The organism is Paenibacillus sp. BSR1-1 (genome assembly GCF_030403775.1).
Classification (GTDB): Bacteria; Bacillota; Bacilli; order Bacillales; family Cytobacillaceae; genus Neobacillus.
In genome coordinates, this window is record NZ_JAQMWQ010000018.1 from 1 (window position 1) to 17,870 (window position 17,870).

Annotated in this window: 18 protein-coding genes; 2 read left to right on the top strand and 16 right to left on the bottom strand. The window is 38.9% G+C overall.

Annotated features, from left to right (window positions below):
- Positions 1-474: 474 nt before the first annotated feature.
- Positions 475-612 (top strand): hypothetical protein, encoded by a 138-nt coding sequence (locus PH210_RS20955; protein WP_289988143.1) that lies wholly within the window; start codon positions 475-477, stop codon positions 610-612.
- Positions 613-668: 56 nt separating this feature from the next.
- On the opposite strand, the gene PH210_RS20960 is transcribed toward PH210_RS20955, so the two are convergent.
- From PH210_RS20960 to PH210_RS20985, 6 genes are all read right to left on the bottom strand, one after another.
- Complete coding sequence (locus PH210_RS20960) at positions 669-1,439, bottom strand: class I SAM-dependent methyltransferase (RefSeq protein ID WP_289988146.1); 771 nt, start codon at positions 1,437-1,439, stop codon at positions 669-671.
- Positions 1,440-1,549: 110 nt separating this feature from the next.
- Positions 1,550-2,302, bottom strand: a complete 753-nt coding sequence (locus PH210_RS20965; RefSeq protein ID WP_289988149.1) for an exodeoxyribonuclease III — start codon at positions 2,300-2,302, stop codon at positions 1,550-1,552.
- Between the two features lie 100 nt (positions 2,303-2,402).
- Entirely contained in the window at positions 2,403-3,191 is a 789-nt protein-coding gene (locus PH210_RS20970; RefSeq protein WP_289988151.1) for a divergent polysaccharide deacetylase family protein, read from the bottom strand.
- A gap of 101 nt (positions 3,192-3,292) precedes the next feature.
- Positions 3,293-3,733, bottom strand: a complete 441-nt coding sequence (locus tag PH210_RS20975) for a peptidylprolyl isomerase (protein WP_289988153.1) — start codon at positions 3,731-3,733, stop codon at positions 3,293-3,295.
- A gap of 231 nt (positions 3,734-3,964) precedes the next feature.
- On the bottom strand, positions 3,965-4,414 hold the full coding sequence (locus PH210_RS20980; RefSeq protein ID WP_289988155.1) for a CBO0543 family protein: 450 nt from the start codon (positions 4,412-4,414) through the stop codon (positions 3,965-3,967).
- Complete coding sequence (locus PH210_RS20985) at positions 4,341-5,429, bottom strand: DUF2515 domain-containing protein (protein WP_289988156.1); 1,089 nt, start codon at positions 5,427-5,429, stop codon at positions 4,341-4,343. Before PH210_RS20985 ends, PH210_RS20980 begins: the two co-directional genes overlap by 74 nt.
- Before the next feature lie 122 nt (positions 5,430-5,551).
- Here PH210_RS20985 and shc point away from each other — a divergent pair, with 122 nt between their 5' ends.
- Positions 5,552-7,420 (top strand): squalene--hopene cyclase, encoded by a 1,869-nt coding sequence (gene shc, locus PH210_RS20990; RefSeq protein ID WP_289988158.1) that lies wholly within the window; start codon positions 5,552-5,554, stop codon positions 7,418-7,420.
- A gap of 24 nt (positions 7,421-7,444) precedes the next feature.
- Here the strand turns inward: shc and PH210_RS20995 are convergent, their stop codons facing one another.
- The 10 genes from PH210_RS20995 to PH210_RS21040 all read right to left on the bottom strand — a co-directional run bounded on the left by PH210_RS20995 (position 7,445) and on the right by PH210_RS21040 (position 17,863).
- Positions 7,445-7,954 carry a mismatch-specific DNA-glycosylase gene (locus PH210_RS20995; RefSeq protein WP_289988159.1) on the bottom strand — a complete coding sequence of 170 codons (510 nt, stop codon included), beginning with the start codon at positions 7,952-7,954 and terminating at the stop codon, positions 7,445-7,447.
- A gap of 53 nt (positions 7,955-8,007) precedes the next feature.
- Positions 8,008-8,577 (bottom strand): YitT family protein, encoded by a 570-nt coding sequence (locus PH210_RS21000; RefSeq protein ID WP_289988161.1) that lies wholly within the window; start codon positions 8,575-8,577, stop codon positions 8,008-8,010.
- A 109-nt stretch (positions 8,578-8,686) separates the two neighbouring features.
- The gene (locus tag PH210_RS21005; protein ID WP_289988163.1) at positions 8,687-10,012 is read right to left on the bottom strand and encodes a Na+/H+ antiporter NhaC family protein; all 1,326 of its coding nucleotides are present in this window, start codon (positions 10,010-10,012) and stop codon (positions 8,687-8,689) included.
- A 137-nt stretch (positions 10,013-10,149) separates the two neighbouring features.
- Complete coding sequence (gene abc-f / locus PH210_RS21010) at positions 10,150-12,021, bottom strand: ribosomal protection-like ABC-F family protein (RefSeq protein ID WP_289988164.1); 1,872 nt, start codon at positions 12,019-12,021, stop codon at positions 10,150-10,152.
- A gap of 152 nt (positions 12,022-12,173) precedes the next feature.
- A complete protein-coding gene (locus PH210_RS21015; protein WP_289988166.1) occupies positions 12,174-12,308 on the bottom strand; it encodes an RAxF-45 family protein in 135 nt (44 codons plus the stop codon).
- Between the two features lie 80 nt (positions 12,309-12,388).
- Entirely contained in the window at positions 12,389-12,802 is a 414-nt protein-coding gene (locus PH210_RS21020; protein ID WP_289988168.1) for a hypothetical protein, read from the bottom strand.
- A 44-nt stretch (positions 12,803-12,846) separates the two neighbouring features.
- Positions 12,847-14,250: a S1C family serine protease gene (locus tag PH210_RS21025; protein WP_289988173.1), complete on the bottom strand. Its 1,404-nt coding sequence runs from the start codon at positions 14,248-14,250 to the stop codon at positions 12,847-12,849.
- A gap of 225 nt (positions 14,251-14,475) precedes the next feature.
- Entirely contained in the window at positions 14,476-15,903 is a 1,428-nt protein-coding gene (locus tag PH210_RS21030) for a sensor histidine kinase (RefSeq protein WP_289988176.1), read from the bottom strand.
- Positions 15,875-16,576 (bottom strand): response regulator transcription factor, encoded by a 702-nt coding sequence (locus tag PH210_RS21035; RefSeq protein WP_289988178.1) that lies wholly within the window; start codon positions 16,574-16,576, stop codon positions 15,875-15,877. Before PH210_RS21035 ends, PH210_RS21030 begins: the two co-directional genes overlap by 29 nt.
- Before the next feature lie 306 nt (positions 16,577-16,882).
- Positions 16,883-17,863, bottom strand: a complete 981-nt coding sequence (locus PH210_RS21040) for a quinone oxidoreductase family protein (protein ID WP_289988180.1) — start codon at positions 17,861-17,863, stop codon at positions 16,883-16,885.
- Positions 17,864-17,870: the final 7 nt, after the last annotated feature.

Here is a 17,870-nt window from a genome sequence, read left to right on the forward strand (position 1 = left end):
ATTAGGCACGCCGCCAGCGTTCGTCCTGAGCCAGGATCAAACTCTCCAAGAAAGTTGATTAGCTCATAAAATAAAACGTTGGCTTCGTTTCAAGTGAAACGAATATTATTGTTTGTTGACATTTCTGTTTGTTTAGTTTTCAAAGAACAATCGTGTTTTTTTCTGCTAATCTATTAAATTAGCGACGTTTATTATCCTAACATAACATCTTAACCTTGTCAATACCTACGAATTAGTTTATTAAAAACTTAGTAGCTTTATTAATGCGTTTCGCAGCAGCGACATTGACTATAATACTACCCAATACTATTTTCGTCAACTACTATTTTTCATTTCATTTACACATATATTTTAAAGAGAAGGATATTTTTATATGGCTAAAAAAGTAACTTATCAAAAGCGATTTATGGTTTAGTTTCACCATTATAGGAAAAAATACTTTAGTAATTCGTTTTCAAAAGGAGTGGTGATAAAGTGAATTGGCATCTTCAAAAAAAGGAAGAAGACCAAGGTTCGGTTACCTCAATGGAACAGGAACAAATAGAAAATTCAGGTCAAAATGAAAGATCGCCTGAATTCGATGAAATTGGGACCGCACTTAATGAAATCTAATCATGATAAAAAAACCTTTGCAAAAAGAGAATGCTTCTCTTCGTGCAAAGGTTTTTTTATTTTCTAATTGCCTTTATGACGGCAGCTTCCCCTTGAAAGGAAATAACTTGATCGTGTTCTAATATAATGCGAAATTTTCGTTTTACTTTTGGTGAAGTATTTATGATGTATTGTGCTAATTTTTCTTTTTCTGTTTGTGGCAGATTCATGCGATTGCACCACGATTCAAATTGAAAGATTTTTTCGAACCGATACCATTCAGTTATTTCAAAACTGTTTAATTCAAGCATTTGCAGCCATTCCGATTTTTTCCAAGCCCGATAATGACTGTAATCGCGCCATTTTTCAATCGTATTATAGAATTGATCAAATTCTTCTTCTTCTGGTGTGACATTATCATCAAGTAAAAATTGTCCATTTGGCTTAAGGACCCGATATACTTCGTTAATAAAACGTTTTACATTCGGAAAATGATGTGGAGCAATTCGGCATGTCACAAGATCAAATGATTCATCCGGAAAAGGAAGATTTTCGGCATCTCCTATAAAGAAGTCAACATTTTGATTGTTATTTCCTTTGATAAAGTTTTCGGCAGCCGATAACATCTCCGCAGTTATATCAACCGCCGTCACTTTTTTTACAAAAGGTGCAAATGCGTTAGCCGTATGACCGCCGCCTGTGGCAATGTCAAGCATTTCTTCCTCCCCATGAAGAGCAGCCATCTCTAATAATTTCTGAAGGTCCTTCCCTTTTTTATGGATAGAACTGCTAACATATGAATCGGCGCTTTTTCCAAACTGCTCTTGAACATCTTTTTTAATATCCATTTTAGATTCCCCCGTTCTTTTCATTGTTAAATTAACTATAGAATATTTAACTCATAATGAAAATGACGGTTTTTTTATACTTTGTTATAAGAAAAAGTTATGAAATGATACTAATGCAGTTCAAGTATTACAGGACAATGGTCACTGCCCATAACCTCAGAATGGATATCTGCATATTTCAATTGCTCACAAAACGTTTTTGAGACAATAAAATAGTCAATCCGCCAGCCAATATTCCGCTCCCGAACTTTGGCCATATAAGACCACCATGTATAAGCGCCTTCCTTGTCAGGATTAAAATGGCGATAACTATCGACAAACCCAGCGTTCAGTAGAGTAGTCATTTTCCCTCTCTCTTCTTCGGTAAATCCAGAGTTCCCCAGATTTGATTTTGGGTTTCGCAAGTCAATTTCTTGGTGGGCGACATTTAAGTCCCCGCAAAGAATGACCGGTTTAATTTTGTCTAACTCTTGCAGGTGATTAAGGATGCGGTCTTCCCATTCCAAACGGTAACCAATTCTTGCCAAATCACGCTGGGAATTTGGGGTATACACATTGACTAAGAAAAAATGTTCAAACTCCAAAGTAAGAATCCTTCCTTCATCTTCACTCTCATCCGTTCCAACTCCATACTTCACGGAAATCGGTTCCACTTTCGTAAAAACAGCAGTTCCTGAATAACCTTTCTTAATAGCATAATTCCAGTATTGATAGTAACCATCTAATTCCAGGCTAATTTGTCCTTCTTGTAATTTCGTTTCCTGAATACAAAAAATATCCGCATCCATTTGATGAAAATAATCTAAAAATCCTTTTTTGACACATGCTCTAAGACCGTTGACATTCCATGATATTAACTTCATATCACTATTCCATCTCCCTTTATGTCTAATTTAATAGTTTGATAGGAGACATTGTACCAGAAAATTTAAATTCAGCAAAAAAGGCAGTTTGCAGCTGCCTTTATTTTGGAACAAAGTTTTTTTCGATTAGTTGTTCAGATAAAAGTTCTGAGACTGGGACAATTTTAATATGGCGTTTCTTAAATTCAGCCATGGATTGGAAAACCCCTACTGAACAGACTTTCCCCGTCACACCCACATGTCCAATGGCAATCCCCTTCCCTTTAATTTCAGTTACCTTTGCGAGTCGGATCATCTGTTTGTAAACATGTGATGAAGATGAAATGTCATCAAGGAAAACGTCTCTTTTTAAAAGAGGTACACCAAGTTCGTTTGCAATCTCAGGGAATTTGGATTCAGGACTAGTGCCGCTGTCAATAATGTATAGCTTATTTTCTTTTGCCACCTCAACAATTGCCCTTACGATTCGTTCGTTTTCAACTGCCAGTGACCCCATATGATTATTAAGACCAACTGCATAGGGAACAGTCTTTATCGCTTCTTTAACCCGCTGCCTCACTTGTTTTGGCGTGAGGTCTACTGTAATTGGCTTTGGACCTAGCCACGACCTCTTGCCCCTTTTCGGTTCCATTGGCAAGTGAACCATCACTTCAAAACCATTTTTATGAGCCCACTCTGCATGCGCTTTCGAATTTTCAGTAAATGGCATGACCGCTGCCGTAATCGGTATATCACCTTCCAAAAAATCCCTAACGCCGCCCGTCCCTCCTCCAAAATCGTCGATGATTACAGCTGCCTTTAATTGCTTGGAATCGGTATTTTGGGCTGAGACTTTTTGGTTAAACGAAAAAAGCAGAAACGGGATTAACATAAATATAAACTTTTTCATATAGACCCCCAAAAGTAGAACTTTTTGAAAATATTTTTCCCAATGGACACACAAACATTCCCAAACAAAAAAAAGAGAGCCAGATGGCTCTCTCCTACTTATTACTCTTCATCATATACCTTAACTTCTTGCATTTTATCGCCGTTTCTCATTGATTTTGCGGTTTCTAATCCGGATGTTACTTGACCGAATACAGTATGAACTCCATTTAAATGCGGCTGTGATTCATGAACGATGAAGAACTGACTTCCGCCAGTGTTTCGTCCTGCATGAGCCATTGATAAGGCGCCTGGTACGTGTTTGTGTGGATTTCCTTCTGTTTCACACTTAATAGTGTAGCCAGGTCCGCCGGTACCAGTTCCATGAGGGCATCCCCCCTGACTTACAAACCCCGGGATAACACGATGGAAGTTTAAACCATTGTAAAATCCTTTATTTGCTAATGTTTCAAAATTCTCAACGGTTCCCGGTGCTGCTTCAGGGTATAATTCAAACTCAATCTTCTCGCCATTTTCCATTAAAAAATGTCCTTTTTTAGCCATGTCAAACACTCCTTTATGTAAAAAATCATTCTTATCATACACTTTTAGAAAAAGAAAAGAAAGTATTGGCATTTGTAAGCATTATATTTTAGTCGTGTATGTGATAAAATAATGGAGAGCCCCTGCTGAACATTCGCTTGTTGCGGGACACTTAACCACTGTACGGACGGCAGGGGCCCATGGTGCACTTAGTGGCATCATGAAAGCCGGGATGAATCATCCCGGCTTTTGTTATTTATGTTTTTCCATCCATCTGAAACAACTATAAATAATTATTAAGAAAACTAAGTATCCAACAAATGTATATCCGTGCTTCCATTCCTCCGCATGAACAAACCAGCCCAACTCCTCTGCTAATTTTTCCAAAATCGGCATAAGGAGGCTGACAAATAGGATTATACCCGCTTTCCCCCATTTATTTACTTGTGATAGAAAGTGTAGAACCACCATTATCAAGACTGGCAGTCCCGCCAAGGTGAATGCAATATTTATAGAAAATATCTCAGGTAAGGGTCTTTTAGGAAAATGGTACAATCCTTTTCCAACAAAATAAAGGTCTAAATAAGATCCAAGTAATGACGCAAACACCGCACTGGCCAGATAATGTTTATTCCATAAAGTTAATCGCTTTTTTCGCAAGGGCCGCAAGCTCGAGCCGTTCAAGTGTTTTACAGTATTCATTCACAATCTCCCCATTAACAATTTCGGTATTCTCTACTAAATAATCGGCCACACGGAAATCACGAAACCAATCCCCTTTTTCAGCTTCCGCATGCTTCACATTTTTCCAAGCGTTTTCAAGGGTGGGACTATATATTTTTCGTGCCCCGCTTTTTAACTTACAGGCTTTTAATCGAAGTTGATAAGCAAAACCAGGTATTCCTTCATTCACACTGTTAAAGATATGAGGCCAGTAATCTTTTCTTGAACCAGTATGTGGATTTCTTTTCGCCCATTCCACTGTTTGCTCCAAACGTTCTTTATTATCAAAAAGGATGGAATATAACCTTTTTCCAAGTAAAATTCGCTCATTCAGTGATTCAAACTGGTGCAGAGTCTGCCCGCATAGGTTCTTTTTTTCATTAGGAAAGAGAATGTGGTTAAAGGAAAGCCAATCCTGGAGAAGAAACTCAAATTTGCCTAATACCTCTTTTTGATAAAACGGATTTTTCACCACTCTTTGTTCTAAGTAACTCTGTTCATTGATAACCATCGCAATCGCAAGAATATACGTGCATTGCTCCCTCCAAAAATGATTCCAAATGGTCTCCATGAAAGTAGATATATTTAAAAAAGGAAGCAGGTGAAATAAGGGTATATTCTGCCTGAGACTTTCTGCATAAAGTAAAAATTGCGGATAGACGTCTTGAAAAACAAGCCAATTCCCTCGTTCTAGAAAGGTAAAAAAAGTTTCCCGATCTTTACTTGCCATCAATCGGGTCAGAAATTCACCTTTTAGATCTGTCATGTTGTAGCCGCCATTTCGGGAAACCATGTGCCCTAAAAAAGCCCAATGGATTTCCGGATGCTGCAGATAAAAATCAAGATAAGCCTTCGTCCTTGTTACATTGTTGAGATTTTGTTCTGCTGTTTTGCTTCTTATTTGTTCCAAAAAAACTTTTTCACCCTTTGAGATTTGGCTGAACGAAGATGACGATTTGATTTTCCTTCTTAATTCAGCTCGTATGCTTTCCAACGGAGACTTTTCCTTATTCCTTATAAAAAGAATAGCTCATTCCCTCCCTTATGAATTCTCATCCTCCGATACGAATATGTATAGATGAGAATATTTTTATGGGAGAGGAATGATGAATTCAGATGCTGGAGACTAGAAAAGGCATTGAGTGGCTGATCGAAATGCTGAGAAAAGACCAATCTCCCGATGGCTCATGGAATTATCCATTTGAAACAGGACTGTCAACAGATGCCTATATGATCATTTTATTACGGTCATTGGAATTAAATGATGAGGAATTAATACAAGGGCTGGCGAAGAGAATTTTAAGCAGGCAGGAGAAAAATGGTTCGTGGAAGCTATTTTACGATGAGGGTGAAGGGAATCTATCATTAACGGTAGAGGCCTATTATGCACTTCTTTATTCAGGATATTACAGCGAGAATGCTGAACAACTTCGTGCTTCTAAACAGTTTATTCTAGCAAACGGCGGCTTGGAAGAGGTCAGTATGTTCACAAAAATCATGCTTTCTTTAACTGGTCAATACAAATGGCCGGCATTTTCCCCGCTGCCGATTGAAGTGATTCTTTTGCCGCACATATTCCCATTCAATTTTTATTCCTTCTCCGTTTTTGGCAGGGCCAACCTGACGCCGATTATGATCCTTGCTAGTAAGAAGTTTTCAATCATGACAGAAAAAAGCCCAAATCTTATGGAATTGCATTTACATCGTTATAGCAAAGACCAGTGGGTCCGCTCTAATGAAATAAAATCCTTACTCTCTTATATTGAAGATGGGGTCAAAAGCTTAATTGGTTTACCCGAACAGCTGCGTAATTTAGCGATTGAACGGGCGAAAAAATATATGCTTGACCACCTTGAACCAGATGGCACGTTATACAGTTATTACAGCTGCACTTTTTTGATGATCTTCGCATTACTTTCTCTTGGATATAAAAAAACAGATCCCGTCATTGTAAAAGCTATAGAAGGAATCCGTGCAATGAAATGTGAAATTAATGGATTGCCCCATATGCAATATACCACCGCGGATGTGTGGAATACATCGTTAATTAGTTACACGTTACAATCAGCTGGCGTCCCTCCAGAAGATTCGATGGTCTCAAAAGCCAATACTTACCTTCTCACACGGCAGCATACAAAATTCGGGGATTGGGTGATCCATAACCCTTCTAGCCTGCCAGGGGGGTGGGGCTTTTCCGATGTAAATACCATAAATCCTGATGTTGATGACACGACCGCTTCACTCAGATCGATTTCTAGAAGCTTACCAACTGATCTAGCAGCTTGGGAACGGGGAATCCGCTGGGTTTTATCGATGCAAAACGACGATGGTGGCTGGGCCGGCTTTGAAAAAAATACGAATACAAAGGTACTTGAATTTGTACCAATTGAAAAAGGAGAGTTTCTGTTAACAGACCCTTCTTGTGCAGATATTACCGGAAGAACATTAGAATTTTTCGGGAACTATACCAATCTTCCAAATGATCATTCCGCCATCCAAAAAGGTGTAAAATGGCTTTTTAAGAATCAAGAAAAGGATGGCTCCTGGTATAGTCGCTGGGGAATTTGTTATTTATACGGAACATGGGCTTCCGTTACAGGGTTATTAGCCGTGGATGTGCCAAAAAGTCATCCTTCAATTCAAACGGCCGTGAACTGGCTGAGCAGAATCCAGAATGAAGATGGCGGCTGGGGAGAATCTTGCCATAGCGACAACAAAAAAACCTATGTCCCATTAGGCGCAAGCACCTTGACTCATACTGCCTGGGTCCTTGATGCATTGATTTCTATTTTCGATAAACCAACCGAAACTATTGAAAAAGGAATTAAATATTTATTAAATTCACTGGAACAAACAGATTGGACCACTGACTACCCTAAAGGACAAGGAATGGCGGGCGGTTTTTATATTCATTACCATAGCTACCGTTATATTTTTCCGCTTTTAGCTTTATCCCGTTATCAAAAGAAGTACGAAAAAAAATAATCTAAAAAACATCGACGGTCCTCTTCAACCGTCGATGTTTAAATCGGTTAGCATTTTATAAATTTCAACGATTTCTTCAAGCCGCATTCTAACAAGTCCACTAGAGGACGGTGCAACAAAATCGATCGTCCCAGGCACGACAGCTTCCGCTTGAACCCCCCACGGTGCAGCTTTACGTCCACTATACTCTTGATAAACACCTTTTCCAACAAAACAAACTACTTTTGGCTTAAATTTAGCAATCTTCTGTTTTAAGATTTCTCTGCCCTCCATGTATTCTTCCTTCTTAATTTCATCTGCAGCCTTTGTCGGCCTTTGAACAATGTTGGTGAATCCGTATCCTAGTTCTAAAAGTGTATAATCTTCAGCAGCCTCATATTTCCTTGGTGTTAAGCCTGCTTCATAAATAATTTTCCAAAAACGATTATTTGGATTGGCATAATGGTGACCGAGTTCACTAGAACGAATACTTGGATTAAAGCCGACAAATAAAATCTTTAAATTTTCTTTTACATGATCGCTTATTGGTTTCATTGTTATACTCCTTGATGGTAGATGAGCTCATTTTATCAAAAATTTGACTAGATCTATACTTTACGGATCGAAGTAATGACACAAGCAAATAAACCAATAATCGAAACAATTACAAGTGAATAAAGAAGCCTGGCATCTTTTAATAGGATTAATCCAGTGGTAATTATAACTGCATCAATAGCGAAACAAATTATGCCAACATTCACATTAGTCTTTTTTGCGATTAAAAGCGCCAGCAAATCCATCCCGCCGGGGCTAATATGATTTCGCAACATAAAGCCAACACCAATACCAATTAAAACCGCGCCAATTATAACACTGCTTAGAATGGGCAAGTGGATCATTCCGCTAAATGGCATTAGAAAATCGAGCATAAAACCAGAAACCACTGCCCCCGCTAAACCATTCACAAAGTATTCAGGTTCATATCTAAAGGCATAGATGAAAACCGGAATATTTAAGCAAATAAATGTAAGGCCAACTTTTAACCCCCACAAATAGTTGGCCAAGAGACTTATGCCAAAAAAGCCGCCATTTATCAAATGAAAAGGAAGAATAAATCCATTTACCCCTATTCCGATCATCGTGCCCCCAAAGCCTATAATCGCAAATTTTTTTAACATCCAACCATCCCTTGTCCCATATCTTTAATACCTCTTATATGATTGAAAAAGGGACTTCATTCGGAAGGATTTTAGGTAAAAAAAATCAGAGCCTCATATAGACTCTGGTTCAAGCAGCAACAATCCGTTTTCCCTTTGATTTACGAAATTGTTTTATAATCGAAAGACAGATGGTGAATATTGGTAAAATCCATAAAAATATCGCATACGGTAAATATCCAAGTAAGGGAATGCCAACAATCGTGCTGCACATTATCGCTAAGACACTCCATGGAACCATGCCTGGAAAGAGCATCGTCGTATCCCCCATTACCCTAGCTAATTCTTCATTTCCGTATTTAGAAGACCAATGAGGTAAAAAGGACCTCCCTGTTAAAATGATAGGCAGTGTTTGATTGGCCGCAATAAATGTGATGATCAGTGTTGCGATCAGTGTTTTTACCGTATCTCCTATTAAGGACCTTGAGGATTTCAGCCATTTATCTAAATAGGGCTGAATGACATTCAATTCCTCTAACAACCCATTATAAGCACCTGCCAAAGCGAGAAACAGCAGTAATTCGTACATATGAATTAAACCGCCGCCAAGACCATCAATACCATGCCAAAAGTCAATTACTAATTTGGAAAAAGGAGTGCCCTCAGCTAATGCAATAACGGCTGCTGATAAGATACTAGATATAAACGCATAAATTATGCTTATTCGAAAAAGAACAAAAACGATTAACACCAATGGCGGGATAAACTTAATCCAAGAAAGCTGATTCCACTCGAAATGTGCCGGATTTATTTTGCTGTCTCCATAACTATGTAAATCGAAGAAAGCATAAAAACAAAAGGAAACGAGGACTGCGATTACCGTTGACAAAAGCATCGCCTTCCATTGCTTTTTAACTGTAAGTTCAACAGTATGTGATAAAAGCTGATGGGCACTGGAAAACGGCGAAGTCCGATCCCCTACAAAAGCACCTGAGACTAATGCTCCCGCCACAACTTCTATAGGCAAATGTAAAACCATGGCCGTCCCCAAAATCGGAACTCCAATGGCACTTAGTGTCCCAACTGTTGTCCCAAGAAGCATCGAGAAGACAAGAGAGACAAGAAACGAAAGAACCAAAAAATGGTCCGAATTAATAAAGTTTAGGGCCACTTTAACCATTTGACCAATCGTTTCCGATAAATACCAGGAAGGAAGTAAAAAACTAACAAGAAAGAGTATAATAATGACAATTCTCGTTTTGTAAACTCCGATAAAACTAATTTTTAGTGTCTGCTTCAATGACATTCCTTTTTGGAATGCTAAATATGTCAAAACAAGAAACCCTGGCATAAAACCGATAACGAGCGGCTGATGGTAAATGACGGAACAGACCACTCCTAAAATGGTCGTGATGAGCAGAAAAAGAACTTGGAAGATAGAAAAATTAGATACCATTTCAAGACCACCTTTAAAAAGAAAACCATACATAATTATACGGAAAACTTCTGATTTAGAGAAGAATTTATTCTTTAATATAAAGAAGAGCCGCTCGTGAAAACGGCTCAACCAAAGGTGTATATCCCTTCAATTTGTTATACAACTTCATCCAGCTGCTGATAGAGCTGTTCACGTTCATTTTCCAGCATCTCTAATTCAGAATAAATGCTTTGCAGTAAAGAAAGGTCACTTTCTGATTCCATTTGTCTTTGTAACAAATGAATATTAATCTCGATTTGCTCGATCATATCTTCGAGGTCATCCAAATTTTTCGGCTTATCATGTTCAATTTCTTTCATTTTTTTTAATGAAGGCGGGTTAGGGACAAATGCTGAATTAGATACGAAGGCAGGCAGTTTTTCTTTTGCCCAATCATAGTTCCCATCGAAAAAGTGAACAGTCCCATTTTGCAGCCAATAAATTTTATTAAAAAGTTTGTTGAGAAAATAACGATCATGGGAGACAGCTAAAATAGTGCCGTTAAATTGTTCAAGTGCCTCCTCCAATACCTCACAGGAATCAATATCCAAATGATTAGTCGGTTCATCCAAAATCAGAAGGTTAATGTCCTGGTACATAAGCTGCGCAAGGCGAAGACGCATTCTTTCACCGCCGCTTAATTGATTCACCTTGCGGAATACCGCAGGTCCGAAGAATAGGAATCGTGCTAAGATATGTCGGGCCTCGCCTTCATTTACTTTGACTTCAGAACGAAACACATCAATCAGCTGATCCTCTCCTAAATCAGCAAAAACATGCTGCGATAAATAGCCAATCTTCACATTGCTGCCTACCTTAACAACGCCATTGTCTGCCTCACATTCTTGTAAAATCATTTTTAAAACGGTCGACTTTCCTGTCCCGTTTTCACCGACAATCGCCGTTCGATCCTTATATTGAACAAGCATGTTCACATTATCAAAAAGCTTACGGCTGCCATAACTTTTTGAAACGTTCTCAAGGATAATAACATCCTTTCCACTCCGGTCATTCGCTTCGAAATCAATTCCCATTTTCTTAACTTCCATTTTCGGACGTTCTAACTTTTCGATACGATCAAGCGCACGCTGCATATTAGTCGCACGCCTATGAAGAGCAGCGCTAGGAGGATTAGAGCGGTTAGCCCAGTCCCGCAGCCGCTTAATGGCTTCCTTCATCTTTTTAATTTTCTTCTGCTGTTCTTGGTACTCTTGGAATTCTCTTAACAGCCGTTCTTCCTTTTCCTTGACATAGTTACTAAAATTCGTATGGTATAAATCAATTTCTCCATCTTCCATCTCAAAAACCTTGTTCACTACTTCATCTAAAAAGTACCTGTCATGAGAGATTAGAATAATAGTGCCTTTGTAGGCCTTTAAGAAGGAACCTAACCACTCAATGGCCATCAAATCTAAATGATTGGTTGGCTCATCAAGTAATAAGAGTTCTGGATTTTTCAATAAACTTAAACCAAGACCAACCTTGGTTTTCTCACCGCCACTTAACAGTGAAAAAGGCTTCACAAGAAAATCAGCAATATTTAAGCCATTCGCAACACGGTCCATTTGAGCGTCCATTTCGTAGCCGCCATTTAAAATAAAATCATCTTGAAGCATTCCGTACTGCTCAATTAATCCCTGCAATTTTTCCGGAGCCATTACCTGCCCCATCTCAAGCTCCAATTGTTTCAGCTTCGCTTCCGTCTTTGTTAATTGTTCGAATGCGGTTTTCAAAACTTCCTTCACATTCAGGTCCCCGAAATCAGGAATCTGTGCCAAGTAGCCGATTTTAAGTGCCTTTTTCCAATGAATAACTCCCTCATCAACAGATTCCTGTTGAGCAAGCAATTTTAATAAAGTAGTTTTGCCGCTGCCGTTGCGGCCAACTAAGCCTATACGGCTGCCTTCATGTACTTCGAGGGATAAATCTTTAAAAATCATATTTCCGCCAAACGATTTCGCTATATGGTTAACACTGCAAACAATCATGTTCATTCTCCTTTTATTAAAAATTCGATGAACACATCTAAAGATAAAAAAAAGCCACGGGCATCTATTCCTCCCGAGGCTGATAAAAAGGCATAGAAAAAGAGTGCCTCAGCACTCTCTTTATACCGTTCTAATGTGGGTAAAGAGATGTGTTATCGTTCAAATTTCACTATGCAGTTTCGAAAAAAGGGCAGACTCCCCCCTTGGAAAACCGCTTCATGAAAAATTGCACGGTAAATATTAAGGGCTTCAAGCCATAACAAGCGTGCAAAAATTGAACGTTTCATCTCTTCTCCACCTCCGATTCTAATCAATTTATTTTTATTGTAATTTTTTCCTTTACGATTTGCAAGCCCGAATTTTCAAGTTAATGAAGATAATTTTTACGGGCTCCAAACCTTCTCCGGTAAACAAATTTCCGCAAATCCTTATCCTTAATATTCCCATCATAGATTAAAAAAAGCAGTGATTGGAATTCAGGATACCGTTCCTTAACGAAGAGGGCGAACTCTTTCCGTTCGCCCATCATTTTATTCTTATATTCCTCATCGTTTAATATTTGTTTTAGCTGTTTCTCATAATAAATCTTGGTATCTTCCCACTTTTCCTTGCGATTTTCCAATATATCCTGTGCATATATTGGTAATTTCTCAATCACAAGATCAATATAGCCTTCTGACCACATTAGCATTTTATCCTTTTCAGGAAGCTCAAACACCATATTCATTAGCTCAATATCGTCTACATGTTCACTGGATGCATATTTTCCAACCCGATTCATTGGCACACCTCTTAATAAAATCTTTGGTGTTAATGTACCTCAAATCAGTTTGTTGTATTTGCGGATAATTTTACTTTTAACGTTTGCAGTTTTCCATCACGATAGACTTCAAATTTAATTTCATCACCAATTTTCGCTTTGGTATATAGATATTTTCTTAAATCCGAGGAATTAGCAATTGCTGTTCCATTCATGGAAACGATTAAATCCTTCGGTTGGAATCCCGCTCGAGCTGCAGCTGAATTCGGGTCAATATTCATGACCAGCACACCTTTATTGACATTATTAGGTAGGTTCTGGTAATACATTTGTGGAACCTGATCTAGGTCCGATAGTCCGACACCAAGGTAGGGACGCTCAATTTTCCCATTTTTAATTAATTGATTCACAATTGGGATCAAATCGTTACTTGGAATCGCAAATCCTAAGCCTTCCACCCCGCTCTCAGAAATTTTTAAGCTATTGATTCCAATTACTTGACCATTTGGATTAATCAAAGCACCACCACTGTTACCCGGGTTGATGGCAGCATCTGTTTGGATTACATTTGTATCCCAATTTCCGGCAGAGGTCGATACGGATATGCTGCGATTGGTTGCACTGACAATACCTTGTGTAACGGTTCTGGACAAATCAAGTCCCAGCGGATTTCCAATCGCAAAAACTTGGTCGCCGGGACGTAGTGTCGAGGAGTCTCCAAAGTCAGCCGTTGCCGTCACATATTTTGCATCAATTTTTAGGACGGCAAGATCGGTTAAGGCATCCGTACCTACAACCTCTGCCGTTGTCTTCTGACCATCATATAAGGAAATTTCAAGCTTCGATGCCCCTTCTACGACATGGTTATTGGTTACGATATATGCAATATTATTATTTTTTTGAAAAATAACCCCTGAACCTGAGCCTGTTTCAACGCTTTGCGAGGAATTGGAGCTGCCATAAAAATTATTTTGCTGCTGCTGATAATTAACAATTCCAACGATAGCCTTCGATACTTTTTCCACCGTATCCGCAATGGAACCCGATGTCCTGACTGTTGGCTTTGCGGAAACCTCCTTAACCTGAGTGTTCGAGTTCGATGCTGTAACAGCTTGGTTCTGATCAGTACCATAATAGTTTTTTAGATAATCAGTATGTGGCAGAATGGTTAACGTCAAGACCGATCCGATTACACCAGCGGCGATTGTAGTGGCAAATCCCTTCACATAGCTTTTTTTATTTTTTTCAGTTTGGACGGCTGTACGTGTATGACCAGCCACTTCATTTTCTTCGATTTCTGCATTTTCCTCCATTTTATCGGATGCTGCTGACTCGTTCTCCTCCACAGGGAATGTGGCGTCTACTGATTGGATTCGCTCTTCTGTCATATTTGGTAATTCGGTATTGTTATTCTCAGTTGATGAATGGGTTTGATCTTTTTCGAATTCATTTGTATCTTTAAATTCCATTTCAATCAATCTCCTTTAGGCTTGTTAGTTATCTTGATTTCACTTTAAACGACAAATCTTAAGAAATTATTAACAAACTTTAACGAGTTTAGGAAAAATTTAAGAAAAAATAAAATGGCTCTGTTAAACTAGGTTGTTGATTTGCGCTCCAATCAACAGTGTTAAGAATCAACAATGTTCAATAACACAGCCAATAAAAAAAGCCCGACGATTGTCGGAGCTTTATTAATTATTTTTGAATTGTATGACGAATTTGGTTCCTTTTCCTTTTTCACTGGTCACATTAATTTCTCCGTTATGAAGAAGGACCAGTTGTTTTACGATTGAAAGACCTAAGCCGAACTCTCCGTAGGGGTTACTGGTCCGAGATATATCGGCTTTATAAAACCGCCGCCAAATATTTTCTACTTCAGTTGGATCAATACCAATTCCAGTGTCTTCCACCTCTATAATAGTGGTATCTCCCTCGGACCGGCCCTTTAACCAAATGGTACCATCCGAGGTGAATTGAATGCTATTTTTGGTAATATTGATCAAAATTTGGATTAATCGATCATAGTCTGCGTTAACAAAGACATCAGGATCAGCCTCTACCACGATTTGATTATTTTTTTCCTCTGCCTGGAGGTCTAATTGTTCTTGAATAATTTCGAGCACTTCTAGAAGTTGTATATCTTCTCTAAATAATTGGATTTGATTCGAACGAATTTTATCATAATCTAAATTTTCATTGACTAATCGAATCAGTCTTTTTGCCTCTTGACTAACAAGGTTGATGCCCCGCTCTTTATCTTCCTCTGGAATCATATCATTTTTCAGTCCTTCAACTACGCCGCTGATGGTGGTAAGGGGGGTACGCATTTCATGCGAAACATCGGCCATAAATTGCCGGCGTCTGTTCTCCAAGCTTTCGATTTCCTCCATGGAAGCATTTATTTTATCCACCATATGATTAAACTCATTGGCTAATTCTCCAATTTCATCAAAATTAGAAGAATGAACATGAACCTGATAGTGTCCAGCAGACACAAGTGAGGCGGCTTCACGAAGCCTCTTGATGCGAATAACATGTATTCGTGACAAAAACCAGCTTTGTAAGAATGAAACACCAAATGCTATTAAAATCGTATATAATAAAAATTTATTAATTTGATGGATCATAGCACTTGATCCGCTGATTGGTGAGGTTAATAAAATCCCTCCATAAAATTTGTCATTTTCTATATAGGGTAATACGACAAATGTTACTCCATCCTGCCCAAATCTTTGATAATCAATCGGGATGATGATCGTTTGACCCTTCTTTATTTTTTCCCATTCGGATTTCGATAAGCCTTTTATAGTGGGACCATTTTTACTCACCAAATATAAATTGCCATCCTGGTCAAACATACTAAAGCTCATTTTTCTGGCCGCCAAAACGCTGCTATACCGGTTAATGGTCTGATCGGTTCCATATGGATTCTCTTTTATATCTTTTAATATCGCCTTTCCGTATGAACTCAGCTCTTCTGCTTTGTTCGAATACACTAAGTTTTCAACATAGTGTGCAAATATAATACTCAAGATTAAAAATGCGACAATGATAATACTAATATGGCTGAAAAACTGCTGGTAAAAATACCTAAACTTCGTCTGCTTTACTTGAGTCATCGAATTTATAACCTACTCCCCAAACAGTATGGAAGAATGGCTGCGAGGTGGTTTCAACCTTTTTCCGCAGCCGTTTAATGTGAACATCGACGGTTCGTTCATCACCATAAAATTGGTAGCCCCAAACCCTTTCAAGTAATTGCTCTCTTGAGAATACTTGGCGGGGATGTTCCACCAAATAATACAATAAATCGAACTCTTTTGGAGTCAAATTTGTAATTTGCGCCCCATCAATAATCACTTCTCTTGTCGTTTTATTCACTTTAAAATGTTCGGTCTGGAGGAAATCGTGGCGCTCATTTGGCACTTGTGCTTGAAAGCGGCGAGTTACCGCTTTAATTCTCGCCATTAAGGTAAGCGGACTAAAGGGCTTAGTGACATAATCATCTGCCCCCATTTCAAGACCAAGCACCTGATCTGACTCACTATCCTTTGCCGTTAACATGATAATTGGAACAGTATGCTTTTCCTCTCTAATTTTGCGGCAAATGCTGACACCGTCCATACCAGGCAGCATCCAATCCACAATCAAGGCATCCCAAGTGCCTTTTTTAAAACGGTTATATCCTTCAATACCGTCATTGACAAATTCACCATCGATTCCTTCTTTAGCAAAAAACATTTCAATCATCGAGCAAACACTTTTATTATCTTCTATCACTAATATTTTCAAAATAATGTCATCTCCTTGCCTAAAAAAACTGTTCTTCCTTCTAGTGTAATCGAAATTTTTCACTTATCAAAGGTTCTGCCCAATTCTTCTTTACTAATTAATACTTTGTTCATAGTTTTTTAATATTTTCAAATTTGGCTGATGATTTGCCCTCCAGGCGCTTCGCTTTCCGCTCCAATCAACAGTTTGCTAAACAACAATGTCCTCTAACACATACTCAAATAAAAAACCCGGACTATTGTCCAGGTCTTCTGTTTCATAAAAAATTTGCAAGTGCACCGGCAAAAAGTGTTTCTGCATTAACACCTACCATTTTGGTTCCAAAATCAATTTTCCTTGGGTTTTTCTCGACTGCAGCAAAGAATGGACCTTGGCTGCCTCATCTAGTGGGAATACCCCGCCAATTGTAAGCTTAAGCTTCCCTTGTCCTAAATACGTCAATAATTCTACTAAACTAGGCTGCAGCAATTCGGGCTTTCTCATGATTTGCGGGAGGAAGAATCCGATGACCGATTGATTTCTAGCCATTAACGATGAAGGATAAAATTTAGGCTGTTCACCGCTGGCTACCCCGAATATAACTAGTCGGCCAAACGTGGCCATACATCTTAAGGTCTTATGAAATATCTCCCCACCTGCCATTTCAAGTGCAACATCTACCCCTTTTCCGTTTGTTGCCTCAAGCACCTGCTTTTCCCATTCCGGTTCCGTATAATTAATAAGAACATCCGCACCCATTTCACGTGCCAGCTCTAATTTCTCAGGAGAGCTTGCAGTTGCTATGACTTTTCCAGCGCCAAAAAGCTTGGCAAGCTGAACTGCAATCGTTCCAACCCCTCCGGCTGCTGCATGGACAAGAACGCTTTCTCCTTTTTCTAAACGACCCATCGTCTTTAAAATATGGTAGGCACTTAAGCCTTGAAGAGGCAAGGCAGCCGCAGTTCGGAAATCCAACTGCTCCGGAAGAGGAATAAGCGAACGTTCGTCTGCTATCGCAAATTCTGCATACCCATTTGATTCAATTAAGGTTACGACCCTTGTACCCGGTGTTACTTTTGTTACCTTCTCGCCCACTTCAACGACAACACCAGCAATTTCTGCTCCTGGAATAAAAGGAAGTGGTGTATGAATGACATACTGACCCTCCCTTCTTGCTGTATCCGCATAATTTACTCCAATTGCCTTTATCTCGATTAATACTTCATGACCCGCTGGTACAGGTTTTTCCAAATCTACTAATTTAAGTACCTCTGGTCCGCCGAATTCTGTTAGTTGAACTGCCTTCATTCTACAT